Source organism: Desulfovibrio piger, assembly GCF_900116045.1.
GTDB lineage: Bacteria > Desulfobacterota > Desulfovibrionia > Desulfovibrionales > Desulfovibrionaceae > Desulfovibrio > Desulfovibrio piger_A.
The window spans coordinates 1,924,574-1,947,566 of sequence record NZ_LT630450.1; the positions used below are offsets into that span (position 1 = coordinate 1,924,574).

17 protein-coding genes and 1 tRNA gene are annotated in these 22,993 nt (G+C 60.7%); 7 read left to right on the forward strand and 11 right to left on the reverse strand.

Annotated features, from left to right (window positions below):
* The first annotated feature begins 2 nt into the window (after positions 1–2).
* Positions 3–1,001 (forward strand): TRAP transporter substrate-binding protein, encoded by a 999-nt coding sequence (locus DESPIGER_RS08755; RefSeq protein WP_072335669.1) that lies wholly within the window; start codon positions 3–5, stop codon positions 999–1,001.
* Between the two features lie 115 nt (positions 1,002–1,116).
* Here the strand turns inward: DESPIGER_RS08755 and DESPIGER_RS08760 are convergent, their stop codons facing one another.
* The 9 genes from DESPIGER_RS08760 to hypF all read right to left on the reverse strand — a co-directional run bounded on the left by DESPIGER_RS08760 (position 1,117) and on the right by hypF (position 12,833).
* A complete protein-coding gene (locus tag DESPIGER_RS08760) occupies positions 1,117–3,069 on the reverse strand; it encodes a molybdopterin biosynthesis protein (RefSeq protein WP_072335671.1) in 1,953 nt (650 codons plus the stop codon).
* A 131-nt stretch (positions 3,070–3,200) separates the two neighbouring features.
* Positions 3,201–4,481, reverse strand: coding sequence for a gephyrin-like molybdotransferase Glp (glp, locus tag DESPIGER_RS08765; RefSeq protein WP_072335675.1), 1,281 nt, complete (start codon positions 4,479–4,481; stop codon positions 3,201–3,203).
* 314 nt (positions 4,482–4,795) lie between these two features.
* Positions 4,796–6,220, reverse strand: coding sequence for an ATP-binding protein (locus tag DESPIGER_RS08770; RefSeq protein ID WP_072335678.1), 1,425 nt, complete (start codon positions 6,218–6,220; stop codon positions 4,796–4,798).
* Positions 6,221–6,224: 4 nt separating this feature from the next.
* A complete protein-coding gene (locus DESPIGER_RS08775; RefSeq protein WP_083575349.1) occupies positions 6,225–6,989 on the reverse strand; it encodes a response regulator transcription factor in 765 nt (254 codons plus the stop codon).
* A gap of 164 nt (positions 6,990–7,153) precedes the next feature.
* The gene (locus DESPIGER_RS08780; protein ID WP_072335683.1) at positions 7,154–7,663 is read right to left on the reverse strand and encodes a methylated-DNA--[protein]-cysteine S-methyltransferase; all 510 of its coding nucleotides are present in this window, start codon (positions 7,661–7,663) and stop codon (positions 7,154–7,156) included.
* Positions 7,663–8,820, reverse strand: coding sequence for an MFS transporter (locus DESPIGER_RS08785; protein ID WP_072337679.1), 1,158 nt, complete (start codon positions 8,818–8,820; stop codon positions 7,663–7,665). The genes DESPIGER_RS08780 and DESPIGER_RS08785 overlap by 1 nt, the downstream gene beginning before the upstream one ends.
* Positions 8,821–8,942: 122 nt before the next feature.
* Positions 8,943–9,842: a hypothetical protein gene (locus DESPIGER_RS08790; protein ID WP_231927556.1), complete on the reverse strand. Its 900-nt coding sequence runs from the start codon at positions 9,840–9,842 to the stop codon at positions 8,943–8,945.
* 210 nt (positions 9,843–10,052) lie between these two features.
* Positions 10,053–10,128, reverse strand: a tRNA-Ala gene (locus tag DESPIGER_RS08795).
* A 164-nt stretch (positions 10,129–10,292) separates the two neighbouring features.
* Positions 10,293–12,833 (reverse strand): carbamoyltransferase HypF, encoded by a 2,541-nt coding sequence (hypF, locus tag DESPIGER_RS08800; protein WP_072335688.1) that lies wholly within the window; start codon positions 12,831–12,833, stop codon positions 10,293–10,295.
* Between the two features lie 135 nt (positions 12,834–12,968).
* Here hypF and DESPIGER_RS08805 point away from each other — a divergent pair, with 135 nt between their 5' ends.
* Both DESPIGER_RS08805 and DESPIGER_RS08810 read left to right on the forward strand, forming a co-directional pair.
* Entirely contained in the window at positions 12,969–13,541 is a 573-nt protein-coding gene (locus tag DESPIGER_RS08805) for a cupin domain-containing protein (RefSeq protein WP_072335691.1), read from the forward strand.
* A gap of 68 nt (positions 13,542–13,609) precedes the next feature.
* A complete protein-coding gene (locus tag DESPIGER_RS08810; protein ID WP_072335694.1) occupies positions 13,610–15,310 on the forward strand; it encodes an AMP-binding protein in 1,701 nt (566 codons plus the stop codon).
* A gap of 77 nt (positions 15,311–15,387) precedes the next feature.
* On the opposite strand, the gene thrC is transcribed toward DESPIGER_RS08810, so the two are convergent.
* On the reverse strand, positions 15,388–16,797 hold the full coding sequence (gene thrC, locus DESPIGER_RS08815) for a threonine synthase (RefSeq protein WP_072337681.1): 1,410 nt from the start codon (positions 16,795–16,797) through the stop codon (positions 15,388–15,390).
* 205 nt (positions 16,798–17,002) lie between these two features.
* On the opposite strand from thrC, the gene DESPIGER_RS08820 reads away from it, so the two are divergent.
* The 4 genes from DESPIGER_RS08820 to DESPIGER_RS12955 all read left to right on the forward strand — a co-directional run bounded on the left by DESPIGER_RS08820 (position 17,003) and on the right by DESPIGER_RS12955 (position 21,610).
* The gene (locus DESPIGER_RS08820; protein ID WP_083575350.1) at positions 17,003–19,114 is read left to right on the forward strand and encodes an SNF2-related protein; all 2,112 of its coding nucleotides are present in this window, start codon (positions 17,003–17,005) and stop codon (positions 19,112–19,114) included.
* Between the two features lie 387 nt (positions 19,115–19,501).
* Positions 19,502–20,119: a hypothetical protein gene (locus tag DESPIGER_RS12945; protein WP_156831674.1), complete on the forward strand. Its 618-nt coding sequence runs from the start codon at positions 19,502–19,504 to the stop codon at positions 20,117–20,119.
* An 11-nt stretch (positions 20,120–20,130) separates the two neighbouring features.
* Positions 20,131–20,673 (forward strand): hypothetical protein, encoded by a 543-nt coding sequence (locus DESPIGER_RS12950; protein ID WP_156831675.1) that lies wholly within the window; start codon positions 20,131–20,133, stop codon positions 20,671–20,673.
* 19 nt (positions 20,674–20,692) lie between these two features.
* The gene (locus tag DESPIGER_RS12955; RefSeq protein WP_156831676.1) at positions 20,693–21,610 is read left to right on the forward strand and encodes a hypothetical protein; all 918 of its coding nucleotides are present in this window, start codon (positions 20,693–20,695) and stop codon (positions 21,608–21,610) included.
* A gap of 131 nt (positions 21,611–21,741) precedes the next feature.
* Here DESPIGER_RS12955 and DESPIGER_RS08825 read toward each other — a convergent pair whose 3' ends face one another.
* The gene (locus DESPIGER_RS08825; protein ID WP_072335700.1) at positions 21,742–22,920 is read right to left on the reverse strand and encodes a pyridoxal phosphate-dependent aminotransferase; all 1,179 of its coding nucleotides are present in this window, start codon (positions 22,918–22,920) and stop codon (positions 21,742–21,744) included.
* Between the last annotated feature and the right edge of the window lie 73 nt (positions 22,921–22,993).

The following is a 22,993-nucleotide window of genomic DNA, read 5'->3' on the forward strand; positions in this document are numbered from 1 at the left end:
CCATGAGAAAGCTCTGTCTGTTTTGTCTGGCTGCGCTGCTTTCAGTCGCTGTTGCCGTGACGGCGACGGCCGCCCCTGCCTACCGTTTCAAGCTTGCCCATGCCCAGCCCGAAGGGCAGAACAACTACCACCTTGCTTCCCTGAAGTTCAGGGAACTGCTGGAGAAGTACAGTAACGGGCAGGCCACGGTCATCATCTATCCCGGCGGCCAGCTGGGCTCCGATTTCAATGTGGTCAAGAAGGTCCAGAACGGCGGTGTCGATATGGAGATCGTCGCCGTGCAGCTGCTGGGGGCCTATTATCCGCCCATGGACATCTATTCCATGCCGTTCATGTTCCCGAGCTTTTCCTCGTTCGTGGCCACGCGTCACAGCGATTTCCACAAGGCGCTGGTGTCTGACATGGAAAAGAAGACGGGCATCAAGGTCATGGCGTTCATCGGCTTTTCGTTCCGCCACTTCACCAACAACAAGCATGCCATCACGTCACCGGCATCCATGCGGGACCTCAAGATGCGCATGAACCAGAACAAGATCCAGATAGCCACCTGCGAGGCCCTGGGGGCCAGCGCCATGGCCATCCCCTCTCCAGAGCTCTTCAGCGCTTTGCAGCAGGGGGTCGTGGACGGACAGGACGCCACGCTGAACTTTTCCACCTCCCAGAAGTACTTTGAGGTCCAGAAGTATATCGCCCTCACCTATCACCAGTTGTCCGGTACCTGCTTCATCATGAACGCCCGCAAGTTCTCCAGACTGCCCAAGGAGATCCAGGACGCCATCGTCAGGGCCAACAACGAGATGGAAACCTGGTGGCAGGACTATTCCGTCAAGGAAGAAGACCGCCTGCTCAAGCAGTGGGAAGACAAGGGCTGCCAGGTCTCCCGGCCTGAGCTGAAGCCCTTCCGGGATGCGGTGCAGGGCGTGTACACGCAGTTCGCGGATACCGTGGGCGGCACGGCCGCCATTGATACGGTACGCGGGATCGTGGACAAGAACAGGTAAGCGCCGGCTGCCGCCGATGCATGAGGGGGCCGCTGGCGGTCTCCTCCAGAAAAAAACCACCCGGACGGGTGGTTTTTTTCTGGAGGGGCCATGTGCCGCAGCAAGGGGGCTTTTCCTAGCGGCCGTCGTATTCCCAGATGACCTGACCGGTCTTTTCCACACCGTAGCCGCCCAGGGCGGCCACTTCCTTGCGGAAGGCCCCGGAGCGGATGACGTCCAGCAGGGCGAGGATGCGCTCGTCCCCGGCGTAGCGCTGCGGGATGACCAGGTCGTATTCCTCCACGCCCACGGGCACGAAGTCCAGGCCCAGGGCGCAGGCCGCGGCGCGCACGGCCAGGCCGGTATGGGCGCGGCCGGAGAGCACGGCGGCGGCCACGTTCATGTGCGTGTATTCCTCGTCCTCATAGCCGGCCAGCTGCTGCGGGCGGATGCCCAGCTGCTTCAGGCGGTAGTCCAGCAGCACGCGGGTGCCGCTGCCGCGCTGGCGGTTGATGAAGCGCACGTCCTCGCGGGCCAGGTCGGCGATGCCGTGGATGCCCAGCGGATTGCCGGGGGCCACGATGAGGCCCTGTTCGCGGTCCACCAGGCGCACCAGCAGCATGGGCTCGCCCTTGAGGTTGTCGCGCAGGGCCTGACGGTTGTAGACGCCGTCGGCATCGTTGAGCAGATGGCTGCCCGCCAGATGGCACTGGTGGCGCTTGAGGGCCATGAGCCCGCCCAGCGAGCCCACATGGGCCGAGGCCAGACGGAAACGCGGATGCTCGCGGCGCAAAAAGCTGTCGATGAGGTCCAGGGTGTTGTCGTGGCTGCCGATGGCCAGCAGGGTGCCTTCCACCTGCTGGCGGGGGCGCAGCAGCTGCACCTGCACGGGCTCGTCACGGCCGATGCCCTCGCAGTCGCGGGCCACGCTGATGATGCCGTCGGCACGGCTCAGGCTGGTGACGGTGCCCGCGCCGCGCGGCAGGGGCACGGCAAAAAAGGTGTCGTCCACCCGGCCCAGCTTGACGCGGATGCGTTCTTCCATGCCGGGGCGGGAGGGCAGCGGGTTGACGGGCAGGGCCGTGACCGTTTCGCGGCGGGCCAGGCAGCGCTTCTGGAGCAGGGCCAGCAGGGGCTGGACGAACTCTTCCAGGGCCACGATGGCCGAGACGGGATAGCCCGGCGAACCGATGACGGGCACCCCGCGCACCATGCCGAGGGCCGTGGGCTTGCCGGGCATGACGGCCACGCCGTGGGTCAGCAGCTCGCCCTTGCGGGCGATGACGTCGGCGGAATAGTCGTGGCTGCCCGCCGAGGAACCGGCGTTGAGCAGCACCAGATCCGCGCCCTGGTCGATGGCCGTGTCGATGGCCGCGCCGATGGCTTCGGGATCGTCGGGCACGATGGGCAGGGTAAAGGCCTCGCCCCCGGCCTCCTGCACGATGGCCGAGAAGATGTAGGAATTGAACTCCGGCAGGCAGCGGCCCGCGCACAGGTCTTCCTCGCGGGCCTCGGTGAGGGGCACGATCTCTGTCCCGCTGGGGATGATGCCCACGCGGGGCTTTGTGAACACCAGCGGTTCCAGCACGCCGCCCGCGGCCAGCGCGCCCAGCTCGTAGGGGCCGATGCAGACGCCGGGCGGCAAAATGATCTCGGACGCCACCATGTCCTCGCCCAGCTTGCGCACATGCTGCCAGGGGAAGGCGGCCTTCTCGATGACCACATGCTGTCCGTCGGGCTCGGTGTTGACGTTCTCCACCATGACCACGGCATTGGTGCCCGCGGGCAGGGGATGGCCGGTATTGATCCAGAAGGCGTCGGTGCCGATGGTCAGGCGCAGGGGCCGCCGGGTGGAGGCGGTGAAGGTGGATTCGGCGTTGACGGCGATGCCGTCCATGGCCGCGCCGTGGAAGGCCGGGGAGGAGCGGCGCGCGGCCACGGGCTCGGCCAGCACGCGGTGCAGGGCAGCCGACAGGGGCACATGCTCCGTGGCCAGTTCGCGGCCCTCGGCGCTGATGCGGTCCAGCCAGCCCTGACGGGCGGCCTCCACGGTCTGCAAAGTCAGATAGGTATGACGTTCGCGTTGCATAAATATCTCCCAATATCTCGAATGGCGGCCGGAAAGATCTTGTGCGGCCGGCATCGTTTCAAATAAAGCGCGCTGGGGAGGGGGACCCCTCTCGCGCCAGGCGAGGGGGCCTCCCTCCCCTCAAGAAAAACCTACGACAGCAGCTCCACGCGCACCCGTTCCCCGGCGGTGAGGCCCTCGCGGTTCTCGGCGCAGATGACGAGGCCGTCGGCCTCCACCAGGCCGGAGACCACGCCGGAAGGCTTCATGAGCGGCTGGGCCAGCCAGTCCACATCGGAGCAGTCTAGGCCCCGGGGCAGCCAGGCGGCCTCGATGGCCGCGGCGCTGACGGGCACCAGTCTGACGCGGATGTAGTCGCGACGGCCCTGGGCCGAGGCCACGGCGCGGGCCAGGCGGGCGGTGAGGGAGGGGGCGGGCCCGTCCCCGGCGCTGCCCTGCAGATGCTCCAGCAGGGGCACGAGGAAGGCTCGGGCGCAGACCAGGGCGCTGCTCACATGGCCGGGCAGGCCCATGAGGCATTTGCCGCCGCTGCGGGCCAGGATGAAGGGCTTGCCGGGGCTGATGGCCACGCCGTGGGTCAGCAGCTCGCTGCCGGGCACGGAGGTGAAGACGTCCACGGTATGGTCGCGCATGCCGGCGGAGGAACCGCCGGAGACCACCACCACGTCGGCACCGTCCAGCGCGGCCAGCACGGTGCGGCGCAGGGCCTCGGCATCGTCGCGCACCAGACCGGCCAGCGTGGGCTCGGCACCGGCACTGCGGCAGAGGGCGGCAAGGCTGTAGGAATTGACGTCCCGCACCTGGCCGGGGCGGGGCTCGCTTTCGATGGGCACCACCTCGTCACCGGTGGAGATGACGGCCACCCGGGGCGCACGGCGCACGGCCACCTCCTTCTGTCCAAAGGAGGCCAGCAGGCCGATCTCCTGCGGGCGCAGCCTGCGGCCCGCGGGGATGATGCAGTCACCGGCGGCGGCGTCCTCGTCGCGCATGACCACATGGTCGCCGGGGGCCTGGGTGCGGGTGAGCTCCACCATGTTCCCGCCGGCCGGGCGGGAATATTCCACCATGACCACGCAATCCGCGCCCTCGGGCAGCATGCCGCCCGTGAGGATGCGCGCGCACTGGCCGGGCTGGAGGCGGATGTCCGGCACGGCGCCCATGGGGCAGTCGCCCACGCATTCCAGCAGGGCGGGGGAACCTTCCTGCGCGCCGAAGACATCACGGGCGCGCACGGCGAAACCGTCCACGGTGGAACGGTCGAAACCGGGCAGGTCGGCAGGGGCGTGCAGGGCTTCCGCCAGGCGGCGGCCCAGGGCTTCCGTCAGGGGGACGGTCTCCGCGGGCAGGACGGGCAGGGCGCGCAGGTGCCCCAGCACGGTCTCCACGGATTGCAGGGTCAAAAAGTTCTTCATGGCGTCTCCTTGTGCGTCCGGCGGTACGGACCGGACGGCAGGAAAGCATACCGCAATGCCCGCCGGGTGCAAAGCCTTTGCTGCCTGCGCCACGGAGGAAAGGAGCGGCCAGGGGCGCGCGGCCATCCTTGCGGGAAGATGTCCCGGTGCGGGCATCAGCGGACAGGGGGCGCGGGCGCGCGGGCCGTTGCGGGACGGGGCCCCGGAGATGCGGCATGACGCGGGCGGTGTGGGGAAAAGCCTGCCCTTCGGGGAAGTCCGGCCGCCGGCGCCGGTGCGGGCGCCTTTCCCGCCGGTGCCGCCCGGCAGCCGGGCTACAGGCTCTCCGCCTCCATGGCCGAACGGTAGAGGCACAGGCGGGCGCACAGGCCGCCTTCGGGCCGGTTGTGCAGGCTCAGTTCCCCGCCGTTGCGGCAGGCCATGCTGCGGGCGATGCTCAGGCCCAGGCCGCTGCCGCCGGTATGGGGGCTGCGGGCCTCGTCCAGGCGGAAGAAGGGCTCGAAGACCTGCTCCAGCATCTCGGGAGGGATGCCGGGGCCGTCGTCCAGCACGTCGATCTGCAGGACATCGGCCTTTTCGAGGAGACGGATGCGCACACGGGCGGAATAGCGCAGGGCATTGTCCAGCAGGTTGGAGAGGCAGCGGCGGAGGCTGTTGGGGCGCACCGTCCAGGGCTGGCGGCAATGGCCTTCGAGCATGACGTCCTGCCCCATGTCCTGCCGGTCGGAGACCAGGCTGTCCAGCAGGGCGTTCATGTCCATGCGCACGGCGGCCTCGTCGCGGGCGCTGCCGCGGGTGAGCTCGGCGCTGTTGGCCATGATGCCGCCCAGGATGTCGATGTCGCCCAGCAGCTTGGCCCGCAGGGGGGAGGCGGGGTCCATGCCCTCCACGCGCAGGCGGATGCGGGTCAGGGGGGTGCGCAGGTCGTGGGCCACGGCGGCCAGGATGCGTTCGTGCTGGCCCACACCGGCGCGGATGCGTTCCTGCATCTTGTTGAAGGCCCGGGCGGCCTCGCGCACTTCGGTGGGCCCGTCTTCGGGCAGGGGCGCGGTGTAGAGGTTGCGGCCAAAGCTCTCGGCCTTGCCGGAGAGCACCCGCAGGGGCCGCACCATGCGATGCACCACCACGAGGATGAGCAGGATCAGCAGGCCCGCTTCCAGCAGCAGCATGGCCAGGGATGCCTGGCTGGGGGAGAAGTCATAGGCATCGCTGCTGATGACCACGCACAGCCATTTGCCGTCGTCCAGGCGCACGCTCACCCGGCTTTCGTACACATGGGTCCAGGGCACATGACGGCGCAGGGTGGGGTTCATGCTGTCGGCCACATGCACGCGCTGGACCTCGGTCAGCATCTCGCGGGTATCCAGATCGGTCTCGATGCTGTTCAGGTTCTTGCGCAGGCGGTCGCGCAGGTACAGGGCGCGTTCGTCCTGCGCCTGCCGGGCCGGATTGGGGGCATCGCCCAGGCTCAGATGGACCACGTCCAGCCGCTCCAGCCGTTCCAGCAGGGAGCGCTTGTACTCGAAGGGCTCGGAATGCAGGAGCTGCAGGGAAAGGGCCAGGCTGTTGGCCTGCTCCAGCAGGGCGGACCGGGCCGCCTGCCGCTCCTCCACCCGCTGGACCGTGACAGTGGCCACACCGTGCAGCAAAAGGATGCCGCCGATGAGCATGCCCGCCAGCTGCGCGGAAAGCGTGGTGGGCGTCAGGCTGCGCAGCAGACGGGCAAGAAAGGCCGGCATGCCGCTACTTCCCGGGCATGATGGGGGCATCCACGGGCAGGGCCGGACGCACGAACTGCGGGCGCACGTCCGTGGCCAGCACGTAACCGTCGCCGCGGACGGTCTTGATGAGCTGGGGCTCGCGGCCGTTGTCGCGCAGGCGGGTGCGCAGGCGGCTGATCTGCACGTCGATGCTGCGGTCATAGGGCACGGCATTGCGGCCCTGGGTGCGTTCCAGCAGCTCGTCGCGGCTGAGCACCCGCTGGGGGTTCTGCAAAAAGATCTCCAGCAGGCGGTATTCCGTGCCGCTCAGGGAGACCACCACCCCGTCGGGCGCCACCAGATGGCGGGCGCTGCGGTCCAGCAGCCAGCCCGCGAACTGCAGGGGCGTGGTCTCTGGCTGGTCGCGGCGGGCGCCGCCCTCGGTGCGGCGCAGCACGGTACGGATGCGGGCCAGCAGCTCGCGGGGCTCGAAAGGCTTGCTCAGGTAGTCGTCGGCGCCCAGCTCCAGGCCCACGATGCGGTCGGTGATGTCGCCCAGCGCGGTGAGGAAGATGACGGGCACCGTGGACTCCGCGCGCAGGGTGCGGAACAGTTCCAGCCCGTTCATGCCGGGCAGCATGATGTCCATGACGATCAGGCTGCAGGGCACACGGCGCTGCATCTCGAGGAACTCCGCCGCGTTCCCCGCCGTACAGGTGGAAAAGCCGTTGCGGCGCAGATAGTCGGAAAGCAAGGAGCGGATTTCTTCATCGTCGTCAACGATACAGATGGTATGGATCGTGTTCATGGTCCGCACTCTTGGGCTGAGGGACAGGGGATTGTGACAAAATATGACACACTATTACTGCCATGTTGCGGTACTGTATCAAAAATGACAGTAAAGATGCTCACTTATCCATAGTACCTGCACTCGCGGCAGGAGGCAACCACAAGAGGGGGCAGGGGCGGACGTCAGTGACCTGCCGGCAGGGGCAGCCCCGCCTCCAGGCGCAGCAAAAAGCGCTTGACGGCCAGGCCGCCGCTGTAGCCGCCCAGACCGCCACCGGCGGCGATGACCCTGTGGCAGGGGATGACGATCATCAGGGGGTTGCGGCCGTTGGCCCGGCCCACGGCGCGGCAGGCACGCGGGTCGCCCACGGCCGCGGCCAGTTCGCTGTAGGAGCAGGTCCGCCCGTAGGGGATGTCCTGCAGGGCCCGCCAGACGCGCAGCTGGAAGGGCGTGCCCCGCGGGGCCAGCGGCAGGTCGAAGCGGCGCAGGCGGCCCGCGAAGTAGGCCGCCAGCTGTTCCCGGGCCGCGTGCAGCAGGGGGCTCGTCACGGCCTGCCCCGGCAGGGAGACGGCCCCGGGCGGGCACAGGTCCGGGGCCGGGAGCGGGCATGTCCTGTCCAGGGCCACCAGATGCCCGTCCTCTTCCGTGAGCCAGAGCGGGCCCACGGGGCTTTCCAGACCGGCGACCGGCATCAGGCGCGGCTCCCGGCGGCATCGTCCCGCAGGCGCAGGGAGGCCAGCGCCCCCAGGGCCGCCACGGGCACCAGGCAGGCCATGGCCGTGCCCAGACCGCCGAAATGGTCCGCGATCCAGCCCAGCAGGGGCATGGCCATGCCGCCCAGGGTCATGGGCAGACCCAGGGTCACGCCCGAGGCGAAGCCCATGTTGCGGGCCAGCAGCTTCTGGCCCAGCACCACCATGGAGCTGAAGGGCGCGAACAGGCCCACGGCCAGCGGGGCCAGCAGCAGGGCCGCCAGCCACATGCTGTCCGCCCAGGCGAAGGCCAGGGCCGCGGGCAGGGCCAGCCACCACGACAGGCGGATGATGCGGGCATAGCCGATCCTATCGGCCAGGAAGCCGCCCAGCACGTTGCTGCTGACGCCGCAGACGCAGAAGAAGGCCAGCATCATGGCGCCGAATTCCTTGCTCTGGCCGAAGACGTCATGCCAGTACAGGGGGATGTAGGTATTGAAGCCCAGGAAAAGGATAGAGCGCGAGGCGATGACCAGGGTCAGCACGCCGAAGGCATGCCAGTCGTTGCGCGGTTCGGCCTGTCCGGCGGCCGTCCGGCCTCGGGGCATCCCCTGCTGCCAGCCGCGCATCTGGACAAAGAGGAACGAGGCCGTGCACAGGGCCAGCAGCAGGAACACGGCCGTGCCGTGCAGGCCCGCCACACAGGTGGCCCCGGCCACCAGCAGCGGCCCCACCACGAAGCCGCTGTTGCCGCCCACGGAAAAGATGCTCATGCCCGCGCCCTTGCGGCTGCCGGAAACGAGGTTGGCATAGCGGGCCCCTTCGGGATGGAACAGGGCGCCGCCCACGCCGCAAAGCATGAGGGTGAGGAAGATGGCCCAGTAACTGTCCAGAAAGCCCACCAGGCCCAGACTGCCGCCCGCCAGCAGCACGGCCAGCGGCACGAACCAGGACCGGGCGTGTTTGTCGGCCAGATAGCCGAACACGGGCTGCACCAGGGAGGAGGTGGCCGAATAGGCGAACATCAGGGCGCCCGCGGCCTGATAGTTGAAGCCGTGGGCCGCGGCCAGATAGGGCATCAGCGAGGGCAGGGCGCCGCCGTTGAGGTCGCAGCTGAGGTGCCCCAGGGAAATGAGCAGTATTTTGCGAAGGTCCATGCCTGTCTCCTGCGGGATGTCTGAGGCATGGGCATAGCGGGCGGGGCAGGCGGCGTCAAGGGAGACGGGCACGAAAAAGGGCCGCCCGAAGGCGGCCCGGAAAGGCAGGTCAGACACGATGCCTAGCGGCGCGGGGGCTGCTTGGGCTCCATGCTGTAGCGGTAGATCTCGTGGACTTCCTCGGTGTAACCGGGGTAGAAGCCCTTGCCCATGCCCAGCACGATGCGGGCACCGCGGTTCATGTGCACCAGCAGGTCGCCGGTGGAGGGATCGACGCACAGACCTTCGATCTCGCCCTGCCTGATGGCTTCATCGAAGACCTTTTCCATGTACACATGGGCGTTGCTGTCCGAGGTGATGTCGATGCGGTACAGGTGGTCGGGCTCGTTGTCGTCGGCGGTACCGTCGTCAGCGGTCATGAACAGGGAACCGTTGTAGTAGAACACGCCCTGCACCCACTGCGGCACGGGCTGCAGGTGCACCTTGCGCAGGTAGTTGCCCTTGAGGTCGTATTCATAGAGATGGCGGCCGCTTTCTTCGCCCACCCAGGAGCACATCCACACGGTCTTCTTGACCGGGTCCACGGTGATGCCGGACACTTCCTCCTGGCCGGACTTGGGCTCGAACTTGAACGTGCGCTTGAATTTCAGGGTATTGGCGTCATGGATGGCGATCTGGATGTCCTTGCCCACGCCGTCCATGAAGTTTTCGGCGCCCACATAGATCTCGCCGTTGTAGACGTCGATGTCGCCGATGTGGTTGGAGGGGATGGAATAGCCTTCGAAGGGGTTCTTGTTCTCGGCCACCAGTTTTCCGTTCATGTCGTACTTGTACAGGGCCTTGCTGCAGCTCACGTAGATGAACTTGCCGTCGCAGGCCACGCCCTGGCGACCGGCCACGGGCATGACGCTTTTCAGGGTATAGGTATACTTGGCACCGGGGATGGGCTTGGCCTGGGCGGCGGGCAGGGCCACGCACAGGGCGCAGAGCATTGCCAGGAAAGCGAACAGTCCTTTCATCATCTTCCTCCTTTGGACCGCGGATCATGACAGGTCCTTTTTCACCTCGTAGCGCGCTACGGAAAAAAGAGCAACGGCCGGAAGACGGGCGTCCCGGAAATGTCACAGAATGACACAGAGCCGTCATGCGATGGGGGAGGAAGACGAGAAGAAAACGGCGGGAGCCGGAAACGAAAAAAGGGCTTGCGTTTCCGCAAACCCTGATTTCCTTTTTGGTGGAGCTGAGGAGAATTGAACTCCTGACCTCTTGAATGCCATTCAAGCGCTCTCCCAACTGAGCTACAGCCCCTCGGCAGAAATGCATACTGCCCAAAAAGACCCTGGCTGTCAACGGAAAAATCAAAAAAAGTGATTTTTCTTTTTTATCCTTTGATTTCAACAAATTGAAAAAGAAGCGCACAGCGGCCGCCCCGGCAGCGGAGCTTTCCGGGGCCGTCATGGACCGGCAGCGGGCTATTCCAGTTCCGACGGCAGACCGGCCCGCAGGCAGGCCTGCGCCCAGGCGGCCTGGCCCAGGGAGATGCCGCCGTCACCGGGCGGCACGTCCTGCTGGCACAGGGGGGTGAGGCCGTGCGCCGCGAGCAGCAGCGGCAGCAGGCGGGCCAGCAGGGCGTTCTGCATGACACCGCCGGACAGGCCCACCACGCGCACGCCCGTGGTCCCGGCGGCCCTGACGGCCAGGGCCGTGAAGCCCTGTGCCAGCTGCCAGTGGAAACGGGCGGCCAGGTCTTCCGCCGGCAGGCGGCCGCGCTGGTCCAGCACGGCGGCGAACAGGGCCGTGCCGTCCAGTTGCAGGAGGCCTTCCTCCTCCGTCAGGGGCGGGGCGGGCAGCAGCCCGTGCTCCGGCTGCGGGGCCCGCAGCCCTTCCGGCCCCAGGCGCCACCACTGTCCCGGCAGGACACTGCGGGCGGCGGCATCTTCCAGACGGATGGCGGCCTGCCCTTCATAGGTGATGTGCGTGCACAGGCCCAGCGCGGCGGACACGGCATCGAACAGGCGCCCGGCACTGGACGTGGGCGGGCAGTTGAGGCCCCGGCGCCACATCTCGCTGACCGCCGTGACGGCCAGGGCCTGCGGGGCGCGGCGGACCCCGTCCCTGCCGTCATCGCCGGCCGTCCAGCCCGCTGTCAGGGCTTCGGGGGCCCTGCCGGTCTGCAGGGCCAGTCCCAGGGCGATGCGCCAGGGCTCGCGGATGGCGGCCTCGCCGCCGGGCAGACGGAAGGGCGCCAGGCGGCCCAGACGCTGCCAGCGGGGCGCGTCCAGCTCCATGAACAGCAGTTCCCCGCCCCAGATGCTCTTGTCCGTGCCCAGGCCGGTGCCGTCCAGGGCCAGGGCCAGGGCCGGGCCGGTATGCCCGTGCTCGGCGAGCACGGAGGCCGCGTGCGCCGCATGGTGCTGCAAACGCCAGAGGGGCAGGCCCTCGCGCCGGGCCCGTTCCGCGGCATGGCGGCTGGAGAGGAAGTCCGGGTGCAGGTCGCAGACCACGGCGGCGGGCCGCACCTCCAGCAGATCCTGCAGGTGGCGGGCCACTTCCTCGTAAAAGCTGAAGGTGGGCGCGTTCTCCAGATCGCCCACATGCTGGCTGACGAAGGCCTCGTTGCCGCGCGTCAGGCAGAGCGTGGCCTTGAGTTCGCCGCCCGCGCCCAGCACGCAGGGCAGGTCCGTGCCCCAGGCTTCGGGCAGCATCACCGGACGGGGCACATAGCCGCGTGCCCGGCGGTAGAAAAAGGGCACCGCGGCGGCCGTGCTGTCCCCGTCGGCGGGCAGGGGGCGCACACCGGCCACGCTGTCGTCCACGCGCACCAGGATGTCGCGGTCGTGCAGCAGCCAGGCATCGGCCAGATGCGCCAGGCGGCGCAGGGCCTCGCGGTTGCCCAGGCAGATGGGCTCGCCGCTGGCATTGGCCGAGGTCATGACCAGCACGGACGCGGGGTCTCCGGCCGCGGCGGCCAGACGGCCCAGCTCGTCGAAAAGGACGACGTGCAGGGGCGTGTAGGGCAGCATGAGGCCGATGCCGGCGGTATCCGGCGCGATGGCGGGGGGCAGGCAGCCCTTGCGGGCCGGACAGAGCACGATGGGCTTTTCCGGGCAGAGCAGCAGGGCCTCGTGCTCCGGGGCAAGATGGCACAGCTCCCGGGCCGTGGCCAGATCCGGCACCATCAGGGCCAGCGGTTTGTGCGGGCGCCGCTTGCGCAGGCGCAGCAGGGCCACACTGCGGGCGGAGCGGGCGTCACAGGCCAGCTGGAAACCGCCCAGGCCCTTGAGGGCCAGCAGACGGCCGTCCCGCAGCAGGAGGGCCGCCCGCGCCACGGCATCCCGCATGGACGCTGCCGTCGGCAGGGTCTCCGGGCCGGGCCAGTCCGCCGGGGCGCTGTCCGGGGGCAGGGTGCCGCCCGGCGGCAGCAGGGGGTTGTCCACCAGCCACAGGCGCGGTCCGCACTGCGGGCAGGCCACGGGCTGGGCGTGGAAGCGCCGGTCCAGCGGATCGCGGTATTCGGCCTCGCAGCGGGGACAGAAGGGGAAGCAGGCCATGCTGGTGGTGGCGCGGTCGTAGGGGATGGAACGGGTGATGGTGTAGCGCGGCCCGCAATTGGTGCAATTGGTGAAGGCATAGCCGAAGCGCGGATCGCCGGGCGTGCGCATGTCGCGCAGGCAGTCCTCGCAGATGCCCACATCGGGGCTGACCAGCACGCTGTGGCCGGCATGGCCGTGGCTGGCCACGATGACGAATTCCGTCTCGCCGTCCACCGGGGGCAGCTCCGTGACCTCCAGCCGGGTGAGCCGTGCCAGGGGCGGCAGCTCACGGCGCAGGCGCACGGCAAAGGCATCCACCTGCGCCGGGTCGCCCTGCACCTCGATGCGCACCCCCTCCGAGGTGTTGCCCACGCTGCCGGAAAGGCCGCCTTCCACGGCCAGCCGGTAGATGAAGGGGCGGAAGCCCACGCCCTGGACCTGTCCTGCGGCCAGCACGGCCGTACGTTTGTGCTGTGTCATGGGACGAACCTAGCCTTTTTTTGGCGTTTGCGCTACGCGCGGCCTGCCGCCTTGCGGGGCCATGAGACTTTATGATATTTTTCAGAACACTTTTTACCCTTGGTTTTTCTGCACAGGCTGCAACAGGAGACAGACATGGCCGGAAAAAGCAGTGTCGGAAAGCGCATCCGCACGTTCCGCGAGGAAAGGAACGTGGATCTTGAGACCCTTTCCCAGAACACGGGGCTGACCGTCAATTTTCTGGAACGCATGGAAAATGACGAGATATATCCCACCATCGGCCCCCTGCAGAAGGTGGCCCGTTCGCTGGGCGTACGGCTGGGCACCTTCCTGGATGACCAGTTCACCCGCGATCCCATCATTTCCCGCATAGACCAGCTGGGCAGCGTGGACCCCGCCCTGCACACCGGCCGCACCCCCCGCTCCAGCTACATCTACCAGGCGCTGGGCAAGGGCAAGAGCGACCGCAACATGGAGCCTTTTTTCATCGAGATCTATCCCGACAAGGACGACGAGCGCAAGACCATCTCGCATCAGGGCGAAGAGTTCATCCTGGTGCTCAAGGGCGAACTGATGGTGGTCTACGGTCGCGAGACCTATTACCTGAAGGCCGGCGAGACCATCTACTACAACTCCATCGTGCCCCACTACGTGGGCGCGCACGGCGATGATCCGGCCCAGCTGCTGGCCGTGACCTATACGCCGTAGCCCCCGTCGTGTCCCTGCCCTTTTGCGTACACAGCCCGCGCTCCCGTGCGGCATATGAAGGATGATCCATGGACGAGAAAGTGCGCCAGCGCCAGGCACTGTTCGAACTGCGTGAAAAGACCCTTGGCCAGGTCCTGGACGAGACGGTGGCCCGCATCCCCCACAAGGACGCCATCGTCTATGCGGACCGCAACTACCGCCAGACCTGGCGCGAGTTCGCCGATACCGTCGACCTGTTCGCCAAGGGACTCATGGCGCTGGGCGTGCAGAAAGGGGAAAAGGTGGCCGTCTGGGCCAGCAACGTGCCCTACTGGGTGGCCCTGCAGTTCGCCACGGCCAAGATCGGGGCCATCCTGATCACGGTCAACACCAATTACCGCGAACACGAGCTGGAATACCTGCTCAACCAGTCGGAGTGCGAGAACATCTTCATCATGGACAGCCTGCGCGACCATGACTACATCGACACGCTCTACACCCTGGCGCCCGAGCTGCGCTACCAGAGCCGCGACCGGCTCAGCTTCGAACGCCTGCCGCATCTGCGGCGCGTCTGTTTCCTGGGCGCGGAGAAGCACCGCGGCATGTATTCCGTGCCCGAGATCCTGTCCATGTCCGTCATGACCGACGATGCCGAGTACCGGGCCCGGCAGGACAGCCTGGACCCCTGGGACGTCATCAACATGCAGTACACCTCCGGCACCACGGGCTTCCCCAAGGGCGTCATGCTGACCCATGTGGGCGTGGGCCTCAACGGCTACTGGATCGGCCGTCACCAGCGCTTTTCCGACAAGGACCGCGTCTGCCTGCCCGTGCCGCTCTTCCACTGCTTCGGCTGCGTGCTGGGGGTCTCGGCCTGCGTCAACCACGGGGCCTGCATGGTCATCCTCGAGGCCTACAACCCCCTGCACGTGCTGGCCGCCGTGGACAGCGAACGCTGCACGGCCCTGTACGGCGTGCCCACCATGTTCCTGGCCGAACTGGAACACAAGATGTTCAAGCGTTTCGACGTCTCCAGCCTGCGCACGGGCATCATGGCCGGTTCCGTCTGCCCCGAGCCGCTCATGCGGCGCGTGGTGGAAGACATGTACATGAAGGACATCACCATCTGCTACGGCCTCACCGAGGGCTCGCCGGTGATGACCCAGTCCGACCCCGACGACCCCCTGCCTCTGCGCTGCGAGACCGTGGGCTGCGCCATGCCCGGCATCGAGGTGCGCATCGGCGATCCCGAGACCTGCGAGGAGCTGCCGCGCGGCCAGGTGGGCGAGATCCTGTGCCGGGGCTACAACGTCATGAAGGGCTACTACAACATGCCCGAAGAGACGGCCCGCACCATCAGCCCCGAGGGCTGGCTCCACTCCGGCGACCTGGGCACCATGGACGAAAACGGCTATGTGCGCGTCACCGGCCGCATCAAGGACATGATCATCCGCGGCGGCGAGAACGTCTACCCGCGCGAGATCGAGGAATTCCTCATGGGCATGCCCGGCGTGCTGGATATCCAGGTGGTGGCCGTGCCCAGCCGCAAATATGGCGAGGAAGTGGGCGCCTTCATCATCGCCCGGCCCGATGTGCCCATCGCTCCCGAGGACGTGCGCGCCTTCTGCCGCGGCAAGATCGCCTGGTACAAGATCCCGCGCTACATCGCCGTGGTGGACGGCTTTCCCCTGACCGCCAGCGGCAAGATCCAGAAGTTCAAGCTGCGCGAGATGGCCGCCGAGCGCTGGCCCGAGGCCATGGCCGAGCCGGACCCCAAGGCCGCCGGATAGCGCACGGCCGCCTGCCATGAAAAAAGCCCCGTTCCCGGCAGGAAAGGGGCTTTTGACATTGGGGGAGGCGCTGGCGCCTACTTGCGGCTCAGGCCCAGGCGGGCCACCACGGCATCGGCGCCCAGGCGGGCGAAGGTGGCCACGTCTTTGCCTTCGCGGGCGCTTTCGGGCAGCAGCAGTTCGGGCTTGTTGGAGAGCCCGGCCCGGGGCTTGACGCCGTAGGCTTCGGGGAAGCTGTCGTTGAAGTACATGTCCTGGAAGCCCGAGAACTTGAGGGCGTGGGCCGTGGCGTCCAGCACGGCGTGCTCGTCATCGCCCACCAGGCCCAGCGCCCGGGCGTTGACCAGACCGGCCAGGCATTCGCCGCCCTGGGTGCAGGCGATGTGGCCGTGGCGGTTGGCCACGATCATGGCGTCCATGATCTGCTGTTCGGTCACCTGCACCACCTGGAAGGCCTTTTCGCCGCCCTTTTCCATGAACTTCCCGGCCAGGCGCTGCACACGCGGGAAGGAGACCGGGTTGCCGATCATGGCGGCCTGGGCCACGCTGGGGGTGACGGTCACGGGCTGCCACACACGGGCGCCCCTGGGCGCGGCATAGTAGCGGTACACGGGGTCGGCGTGTTCGCTCTGCACGCCGAAGACGCGCGGCAGGCTGGTGATGATGCCCAGCTCCAGCATCTTGAGGAAGCCGGACATGACGGCCGTGATGTTGCCCGCGTTGCCGATGGGCACGAAGATGCACAGGCCGGACACGTCCCAGCCGTACCACTGGGCCACCTCATAGGCGTAGGATTCCTGGCCCAGGATGCGCCAGCTGTTCTTGGAGTTGAGCAGGGCCACGCGGTAGTTCTCGGCCAGATGCTCCACCACCTTCATGCAGTCGTCGAACACGCCCGGCAGTTCCAGCACCGTGGCACCGCTGCCCAGGGGCTGGGAGAGCTGCTGCGGGGTCACCTTGCCGTGGGGCAGCAGCACCACGCTCTTGAGGGGCGCGCCCACATAGGAGGCGTACAGGGCCGCGGCGGCGGAAGTGTCACCGGTGGAGGCGCAGACGGTCAGCACCTCGTCCCACTGGTGGCGGCGGCAGAGCCATTTCAGATAGCTGAACGCACAGGCCATGCCGCGGTCCTTGAAGGAGGCGCTGGGGTTCTGGCCGTCGTTCTTGTAGGCAAAGGGCACGCCCACACGGTCGCGCAGGGCCGGAGCGGCTTCCACGATGGGGGTCAGGCCTTCGCCCAGGTAGACGATGTCTTCCTCGTCCAGCAGGGGCGCCAGAAGCTCGTAATAACGGAAGATGCCGCGCAGGGCCGTGCTGCGGGTGGAGGCGCGGCGGTCGAAGATCTCGCGCCATTCCGCGCCGCTGCGCTGTTTCAGTTCGTCGAACCTGGTGTTTTCCAGCAGGAACACGCCGCCGCAGGACGGGCAGGTGTAGAGCAGGCTGTCACCGGGGTAGCGCTGGCCGCAGTGCAGGCACACATATTCCATCTGACCGCGATAGGCGGGAAAATCACTCTGGCACACGGGATAATCTCCTTGCAGGGACAGGATGAGGAAAGGCGTTTTTTACCATCCTCTCCCGTGACTTGTCGAGAGGGCTATGAGTAGTCTTTTTCTGCTCAGCAATATTGAAATTGGAAAATATATTTAGTATATTAGTTTGTATATAAAAATATAAAATTAAGGTGCTTCGATGGATATGAACATCCCTTTTGTCAAGGATCAAAAAGTTGTTGATAAGAATCACCCGAGTGATATCGCTGTATATACGGGGAAAAGCCGTTGTACAGGTAGTATTATAATGATTCAGATCCGTTTTGCCAATGGGCTTATGAAATATAGACCTATCAGCCAGATTTTAGCTGTTAATGAGGAAGCCCTTCGAGATCCCTTTGATCTCCTCGAACAGGAACGATTTGAAGGGGCCTCGCATTTACGTCAATGCATCACATATGAAAAATTAAAAGGAAGTTTACATGACATTATTTATTCAATGGAAGCGGCACAGATAGATTTTTATCCTTATCAGTATAAGCCAGTAATAAAATTTATTAATTCACCTTCAGAAAGGTTACTTCTTGCAGATGAAGTCGGTCTTGGTAAGACAATAGAAGCGACGTTAATCTGGCTTGAAATGCAGGCGAGATATCAAGCAAAACGTCTACTGATTATTTGCCCTAAAAGCCTATCTGCAAAATGGAAAATAGAACTTGAAGAGAAGTTTCTCATAGATGCAAAAATCGTTAACTTCGAAGATCTGAAGGGTGAAATAGATAATACTAAAAACTATGGGCAAGGATATCAATTTGTTTTAATCGGTACTTATACTGGACTAAGGCCCCCTAAGGATTTACAAAATGAACTGAGAAATCCTTTAGACCAGGGGAAAAGTATATCTCCCAAAGTTCAGTTGCTTCGAGAAATTCGTTTTTGGGAAGAAGACTTTTATCCTTTTGATCTCGTTATTTTTGATGAAGCTCATTATATGAGAAATTCTTCAACGACAACGTTTTCACTCGGTGAATGTCTATCTGCATCTGCACGTGGCATTCTGTGTGTTTCTGCAACACCTTTAAATAATAAAAATACGGATTTACATAGCTTATTACGCCTGATTGATGAGGATTTTTTTGCAACTCAATATAGCTTTGAGGGATTATTGGAGGCAAATCGGCCGACAGTAAGAGCTGGAAATGCTCTTAGTAGTCATCCTATAAATAAAAAACTACTTTTAAATTCTTTGGAAATGATGGCCAATAGCCCTGCTGCTGAATCTCCATATTTTAAAAGATTTATTGAGTATATATTAGAGCTTGACAAATGTGATTTTTCTGATGTTGCGCTGATAGCAAAATGCCAAGATATTATAGAAAAAATGAATATTCTTGGTAATTATGTCAACAGAACGCGCCGAGTACAGGTTCAAAAGAAACGTCCAATTCGTGTATCTAAAGTTATTGACTTGTCATACACAAAAGAAGAAATGGCTTTATATCAGATGATACTGGTAGCAGTAAAAACATATTGCGCCAAGCATAATACTGAGTTTCATATTTTTCGTGTAATGACATGGCAGTTAATGGCGGCAAGTTGTTTGCCTGCTTTTGTAGAGAAAATAAATAGTTCATCTATGGAGCCTTCCGGATCAATTTTATCAGAAGCCTTTGGAGACGATGATATAATAAGCGAGAGTACACAGTTAGCTGATGATTTTTTACCGAAAATTTCTAATCTTCTTCAGTATGATTTTATCAAAAATGACTCAAAATTTGCAAGTCTCCTTCGATTGCTTGAAATAGAAAATAAAGAGAAGATAATTATTTTTTCATTTTATAGAGGTACCTTGAATTATTTAAAAAAGAGGCTTGAATCAAATGGTGAAAAAATCGCTATTATACATGGAGGAATCTCTGCAGAAGAGCGTTGGAAAGAAATTGAATACTTTAGAGATGTCGCAGGAGCACGCATTCTTCTTTCCTCAGAGGTTGGTAGCGAAGGGATCGACTTACAATTTTGCAGAATCATTGTAAATTATGACCTTCCGTGGAACCCGATGCGCGTTGAGCAACGTATAGGTCGAATTGACCGCGTTGGTCAGCAGGCGGATCGTCTTTCTATTGTTAACTTTAAAATAGAAAACACGATTGAGGAACGAATATTTACCCGTTTACATCAAAAGCTTGAAAAATTTAGCAATAGCCTCGGAGATTTGGATGAGGTTATTGGATATGAAATAAAACAGTTAACGATGGATTTGTTAAGCAAAAATTTGACAGAAGAAGAAGAAAATAGGCGTATCGTATAAACGCAAAAGGCAATAGAAAGGCGCCAGCTTGATATTCTTTTTCTGGAAGAATCTGGAGAAGGATTAGTTGCTTTTTCTGACTATGTTCAAAAAAAGATAGAAGAGGATCGTGGCAAAGGACGCTATATTCAGCCATCAGAGCTTGAAGCCTATGTTAAAAATTTTTTTGAAAGATATTATTTCGGCACGATTATAAATTATAATACTCCCTATCCTGGATGTTTACAGATTTCTCTTTCTGATGATGCACGTGAATCGTTTCGAAAATATATTGATGGAGAACGAACCGTTGCTTCTGTTCTTTTTCGGCAAAAAACATTTATCATCACATTCGATCGCGAAATTGTAGGGAAAGTTCGTAGGAAGAATATTGTTTTTGCAAACCATATGTCTCCTTTTATCCGATGGATAACAAAAGAAAATGTTGATAATTCCTATAATACATATAAGGTATATTCTATAGAATTAAATATAGATAAAATTCCCAGTGGTACATACCTGTTTAGAATTGAAAAATTGAAAATGAAGGGGGTTATAGATAGAGAACTTCTTAAATATGGGCTGATTTCTTTATCGGATGGAACCTGCATTACTTCATCAGAAGCTGAAGATATTGTACAAGACATGTTAAAATATGGTACAGATTGGGACTATAAAGAATATGATAAAAAATGCATTGGAGATAGATATGCACAGCTTGAAGAGTTTATATATGATCAAATAGATAGTGATATAGATGAATTTGGGATGGAAAATGAAAATATCATACAAATAAAAATCAGACGTCGGACAAGTTTGTTTGATAGAAAAATCGCCCAAAGCAAAAGTCGGCTCGATACTCTCATCGCAAATAAGCGTGGGGAAAATGTTATAAAAATGACACGGGCGACTATTGTTAAAAATGAAGAGCAAAAAAGAAATACTATTGATCTTCTAAATAGTAAGCGAATTGTTGATCCTGAGTTTAATTTAGTCGTTGTGGGGCTTCTTAATGTTGTGTACTAAGGGGGAAGGTTATGGCTACTTTGGGTAGTGTTATTAAATCCTTGTTTTCTGGCTTACTCCGTGGTGATGATAAACGGACAAAAAAAGATAGTGGCATTTCTTCTCATATCAAATCTGTAAAGGATTCTGTTGTGGAAAATAGTCAACGTGATCCTTATATATTTCAAATAGGCTTCGATTTTGGTACATCTTCATCAAAAATAGTTATCCGTGATATTAATAAAGATAAGGCATGGGTATTTAAACATTTTGAGAAGGACAATCTATCCTCCTTGCTCATTCCCAGCGTTATTTTGTTTGATGGGGACACATTTACGATTCATGATACTATCCATACACTTTATCCAGAAAACGGGCTTTATCATCTAAAAGTTGCACTGGAAAAAGTTGCGCTTAATGAAATAAATGCGGAAATTTTTCATGAATATAAAAATATCGTCGGTAAAGATTGCAAATACTCCCCATCAGAAATAACTAAAATGGCAACCATTTTCTTTTTATCTCTATGGTTAAAGAGAGTCGTTGCCGATATCACTATCAAGTATCCTGATTAGGGTAAATATGGCAATACCTGTGGCTGATATTTGTGATGAAAATGTGCGCAAACTGTTTCGCTCTATGCTTACTATTGCATGGGAGTTAAAGTCTGAGTCTATAATTGAAGATCCTGTAAAAATTGATGACTTAAATGAATATATCTCTATTTTAAGCGATGATGGCTTTGCAGAAAATGAATTATGCCAGGTATATCCTGAGGTGAGTGCTAATATTCAGGCTTTCATCCGGTCGCCAGCCTCGAGTCCTGATCCTACCACTATTTATTTTTTTACAGATGTAGGCGCAGGGACTGTTGACCAAAGTGTATTTACATACGCAGGCCAAGAAGAACGTGTATTAAATTACTTTGCAGGGAATGTTTTTCCACATGGCTCTCGCTCTATAGAAAGATTCGCTTGCGGTGAGAATATAGATATACAAAAAATGGAGTACTGGCGTAAGATAAAGGAAAGTGGAAGTGAAAATAAAACCATTACCGCTGCAAAAAATAAAGTTTCTAATAAGGTACGTAGTGATAGTGAAAAAACATTACAAGACACACGAAGATGTCTTCCTGAAGGTCATGGCGTGAGCAAGCAGGAAACATTGCGGGAAAAAACAAAGTTTATCTTCAGTGGTGGAGGGTATATATCTCGTCCGTATGGACTTTCTGTACTGGACGCATTTAAAAAGAATACTTTAAAAAATAGCGATCCCATAGTAACGTCAATGCCTTATCCTGAAGATTTAAAATTGCCATCAAAGTGCAAAAAACATATTTCAAGATTTTATGTTGCTTATGGATTATCATTTCTTTTTGACGATTTAGCAGCCTATTCATCCCCTTCTGAAAATAAAATGTTAATAGTCAGTTCTGGGAACAAAGAAAGATGTTCATGTGGTGGACTGAATAAAAATTGTATCAGATGTTCTGGAACTGGAATTATTAATTAAAAGAGGAGGGACGGTTGCCGCCCCTCCTCCTGTTATTTGATTTTGCAGGCTACAGTGTTAGCGAACTTTTGCCCTGCTCGTACGCTACCGGATAGCTCCATCTCTCGAAGGCGTCCTCATTCCAGTTCTATTTACCGCAGCTGGGACAGGGCGTCGCCGATGCGCTGCAGGGCGTCGCGCAGGGTGTCGTCGCTGACGGCGTAGGAGAAGCGGATGCAGTTGTCGTCACCGAAGGCGGCGCCGGGCACCACGGCCACGCGGGCCTTGTCCAGCAGCCAGGTGCAGAGCTCGGTGGAGTTCCTGACCGTGCCGCCGAAGCACTTGCGCACGTCCACGAACAGGTAGAAGGCGCCGTCCGGGCAGGGGCAGGAGGCAAAGTCCCAGCCCCTGATGATGTCCATGCCCAGATCGCGGCGGCGCTGGAAGGCCTGGCGCATCTCGGCCAGGAAGTCCAGGGGCCCGGTGAGGCCGGCCAGGGCGGCCTTTTGCGAGATGGAGCAGATGTTGGACGTGCAGTGGCCCTGCAGGCTGGACATCTTTTTGACGATCTCGGGATGGGCCACCACATAGCCCACGCGCCAGCCGGTCATGGCGAAACTTTTGGAGACGCCGTTGAGGATGGCCACCTTTTCGGGATTTTTGACGAAGTGGTGCACGGCACTGGCCATCCTGGCCGGAGCGAAGACCAGCTGGTCATAGATCTCGTCGGTCAGCACATAGACGTCGCGGCTGTCGGCCCAGTCCAGGATGGCGGCCAGCTCTTCGGCGTTGTAGACGGCGCCCGTGGGGTTGCTGGGCGTGTTGAGCACCAGCAGCCTGGTCTTGCCGGTGCATTTGGCGTCCAGCATCTCCGGCGTGATCTTGAAGCCCTGCTCCAGCGAGGCCTGCACGATGACGGGCACGCCGCCGGCCAGCTGGATGATATAGGGATAGCTGAGCCAGTAGGGGGCGGGCAGCAGCACTTCGTCACCGGGGTTGATGGAGGCCTGCATGAAGTTGTACAGGGCATGCTTGCCGCCGGCGGAAACGATGGTGCACTCGGGGGCGATGTCCTCGCCGTAGAATTTCTTGAAGTAACCGCCCACGGCGGCCCGCAGCTCGGGGATGCCGGGCACGGCCGTGTAACGGCAGAAATTGGCGTCGATGGCGGCCTTGGCGGCCTCACAGATATGCTTGGGGGTGGGGAAGTCCGGTTCGCCCACGGCCAGGCTGGTGACTTGTATGCCCTGGGCCCGCAACTCCATGGCGCGGGTATTGACGCTGAGGGTCAGCGAGGGCTTCATGGTGCGCACACGTTCGGAAATCTGCATAGGGTGCTCCTTGCCTGGAATAGGTGTGGCCGGGCTGCGGCGCGCCCGCTCCGGTCACGGCGCAACAGCATAA

Excerpts from the sequence above, each read along its gene's own strand:
- DESPIGER_RS08760 (WP_072335671.1), bottom strand. The coding sequence starts at position 3,069 with ATGCAACGCGAACGTCATACCTATCTGACTTTGCAGACCGTGGAGGCC.
- thrC (WP_072337681.1), bottom strand. The coding sequence starts at position 16,797 with ATGGAATATGTGTGCCTGCACTGCGGCCAGCGCTACCCCGGTGACAGC.
- DESPIGER_RS12950 (WP_156831675.1), top strand. The coding sequence starts at position 20,131 with ATGGCTACTTTGGGTAGTGTTATTAAATCCTTGTTTTCTGGCTTACTC.
- DESPIGER_RS08770 (WP_072335678.1), bottom strand. The coding sequence starts at position 6,220 with ATGCCGGCCTTTCTTGCCCGTCTGCTGCGCAGCCTGACGCCCACCACG.
- DESPIGER_RS08780 (WP_072335683.1), bottom strand. The coding sequence starts at position 7,663 with ATGCCGGTCGCCGGTCTGGAAAGCCCCGTGGGCCCGCTCTGGCTCACG.
- DESPIGER_RS08755 (WP_072335669.1), top strand. The coding sequence starts at position 3 with ATGAGAAAGCTCTGTCTGTTTTGTCTGGCTGCGCTGCTTTCAGTCGCT.
- DESPIGER_RS08805 (WP_072335691.1), top strand. The coding sequence starts at position 12,969 with ATGGCCGGAAAAAGCAGTGTCGGAAAGCGCATCCGCACGTTCCGCGAG.
- DESPIGER_RS08820 (WP_083575350.1), top strand. The coding sequence starts at position 17,003 with ATGGATATGAACATCCCTTTTGTCAAGGATCAAAAAGTTGTTGATAAG.
- glp (WP_072335675.1), bottom strand. The coding sequence starts at position 4,481 with ATGAAGAACTTTTTGACCCTGCAATCCGTGGAGACCGTGCTGGGGCAC.
- DESPIGER_RS12945 (WP_156831674.1), top strand. The coding sequence starts at position 19,502 with ATGTCTCCTTTTATCCGATGGATAACAAAAGAAAATGTTGATAATTCC.
- DESPIGER_RS08775 (WP_083575349.1), bottom strand. The coding sequence starts at position 6,989 with ATGAACACGATCCATACCATCTGTATCGTTGACGACGATGAAGAAATC.
- hypF (WP_072335688.1), bottom strand. The coding sequence starts at position 12,833 with ATGACACAGCACAAACGTACGGCCGTGCTGGCCGCAGGACAGGTCCAG.
- DESPIGER_RS08825 (WP_072335700.1), bottom strand. The coding sequence starts at position 22,920 with ATGCAGATTTCCGAACGTGTGCGCACCATGAAGCCCTCGCTGACCCTC.
- DESPIGER_RS08810 (WP_072335694.1), top strand. The coding sequence starts at position 13,610 with ATGGACGAGAAAGTGCGCCAGCGCCAGGCACTGTTCGAACTGCGTGAA.
- DESPIGER_RS08790 (WP_231927556.1), bottom strand. The coding sequence starts at position 9,842 with ATGATGAAAGGACTGTTCGCTTTCCTGGCAATGCTCTGCGCCCTGTGC.
- DESPIGER_RS08785 (WP_072337679.1), bottom strand. The coding sequence starts at position 8,820 with ATGGACCTTCGCAAAATACTGCTCATTTCCCTGGGGCACCTCAGCTGC.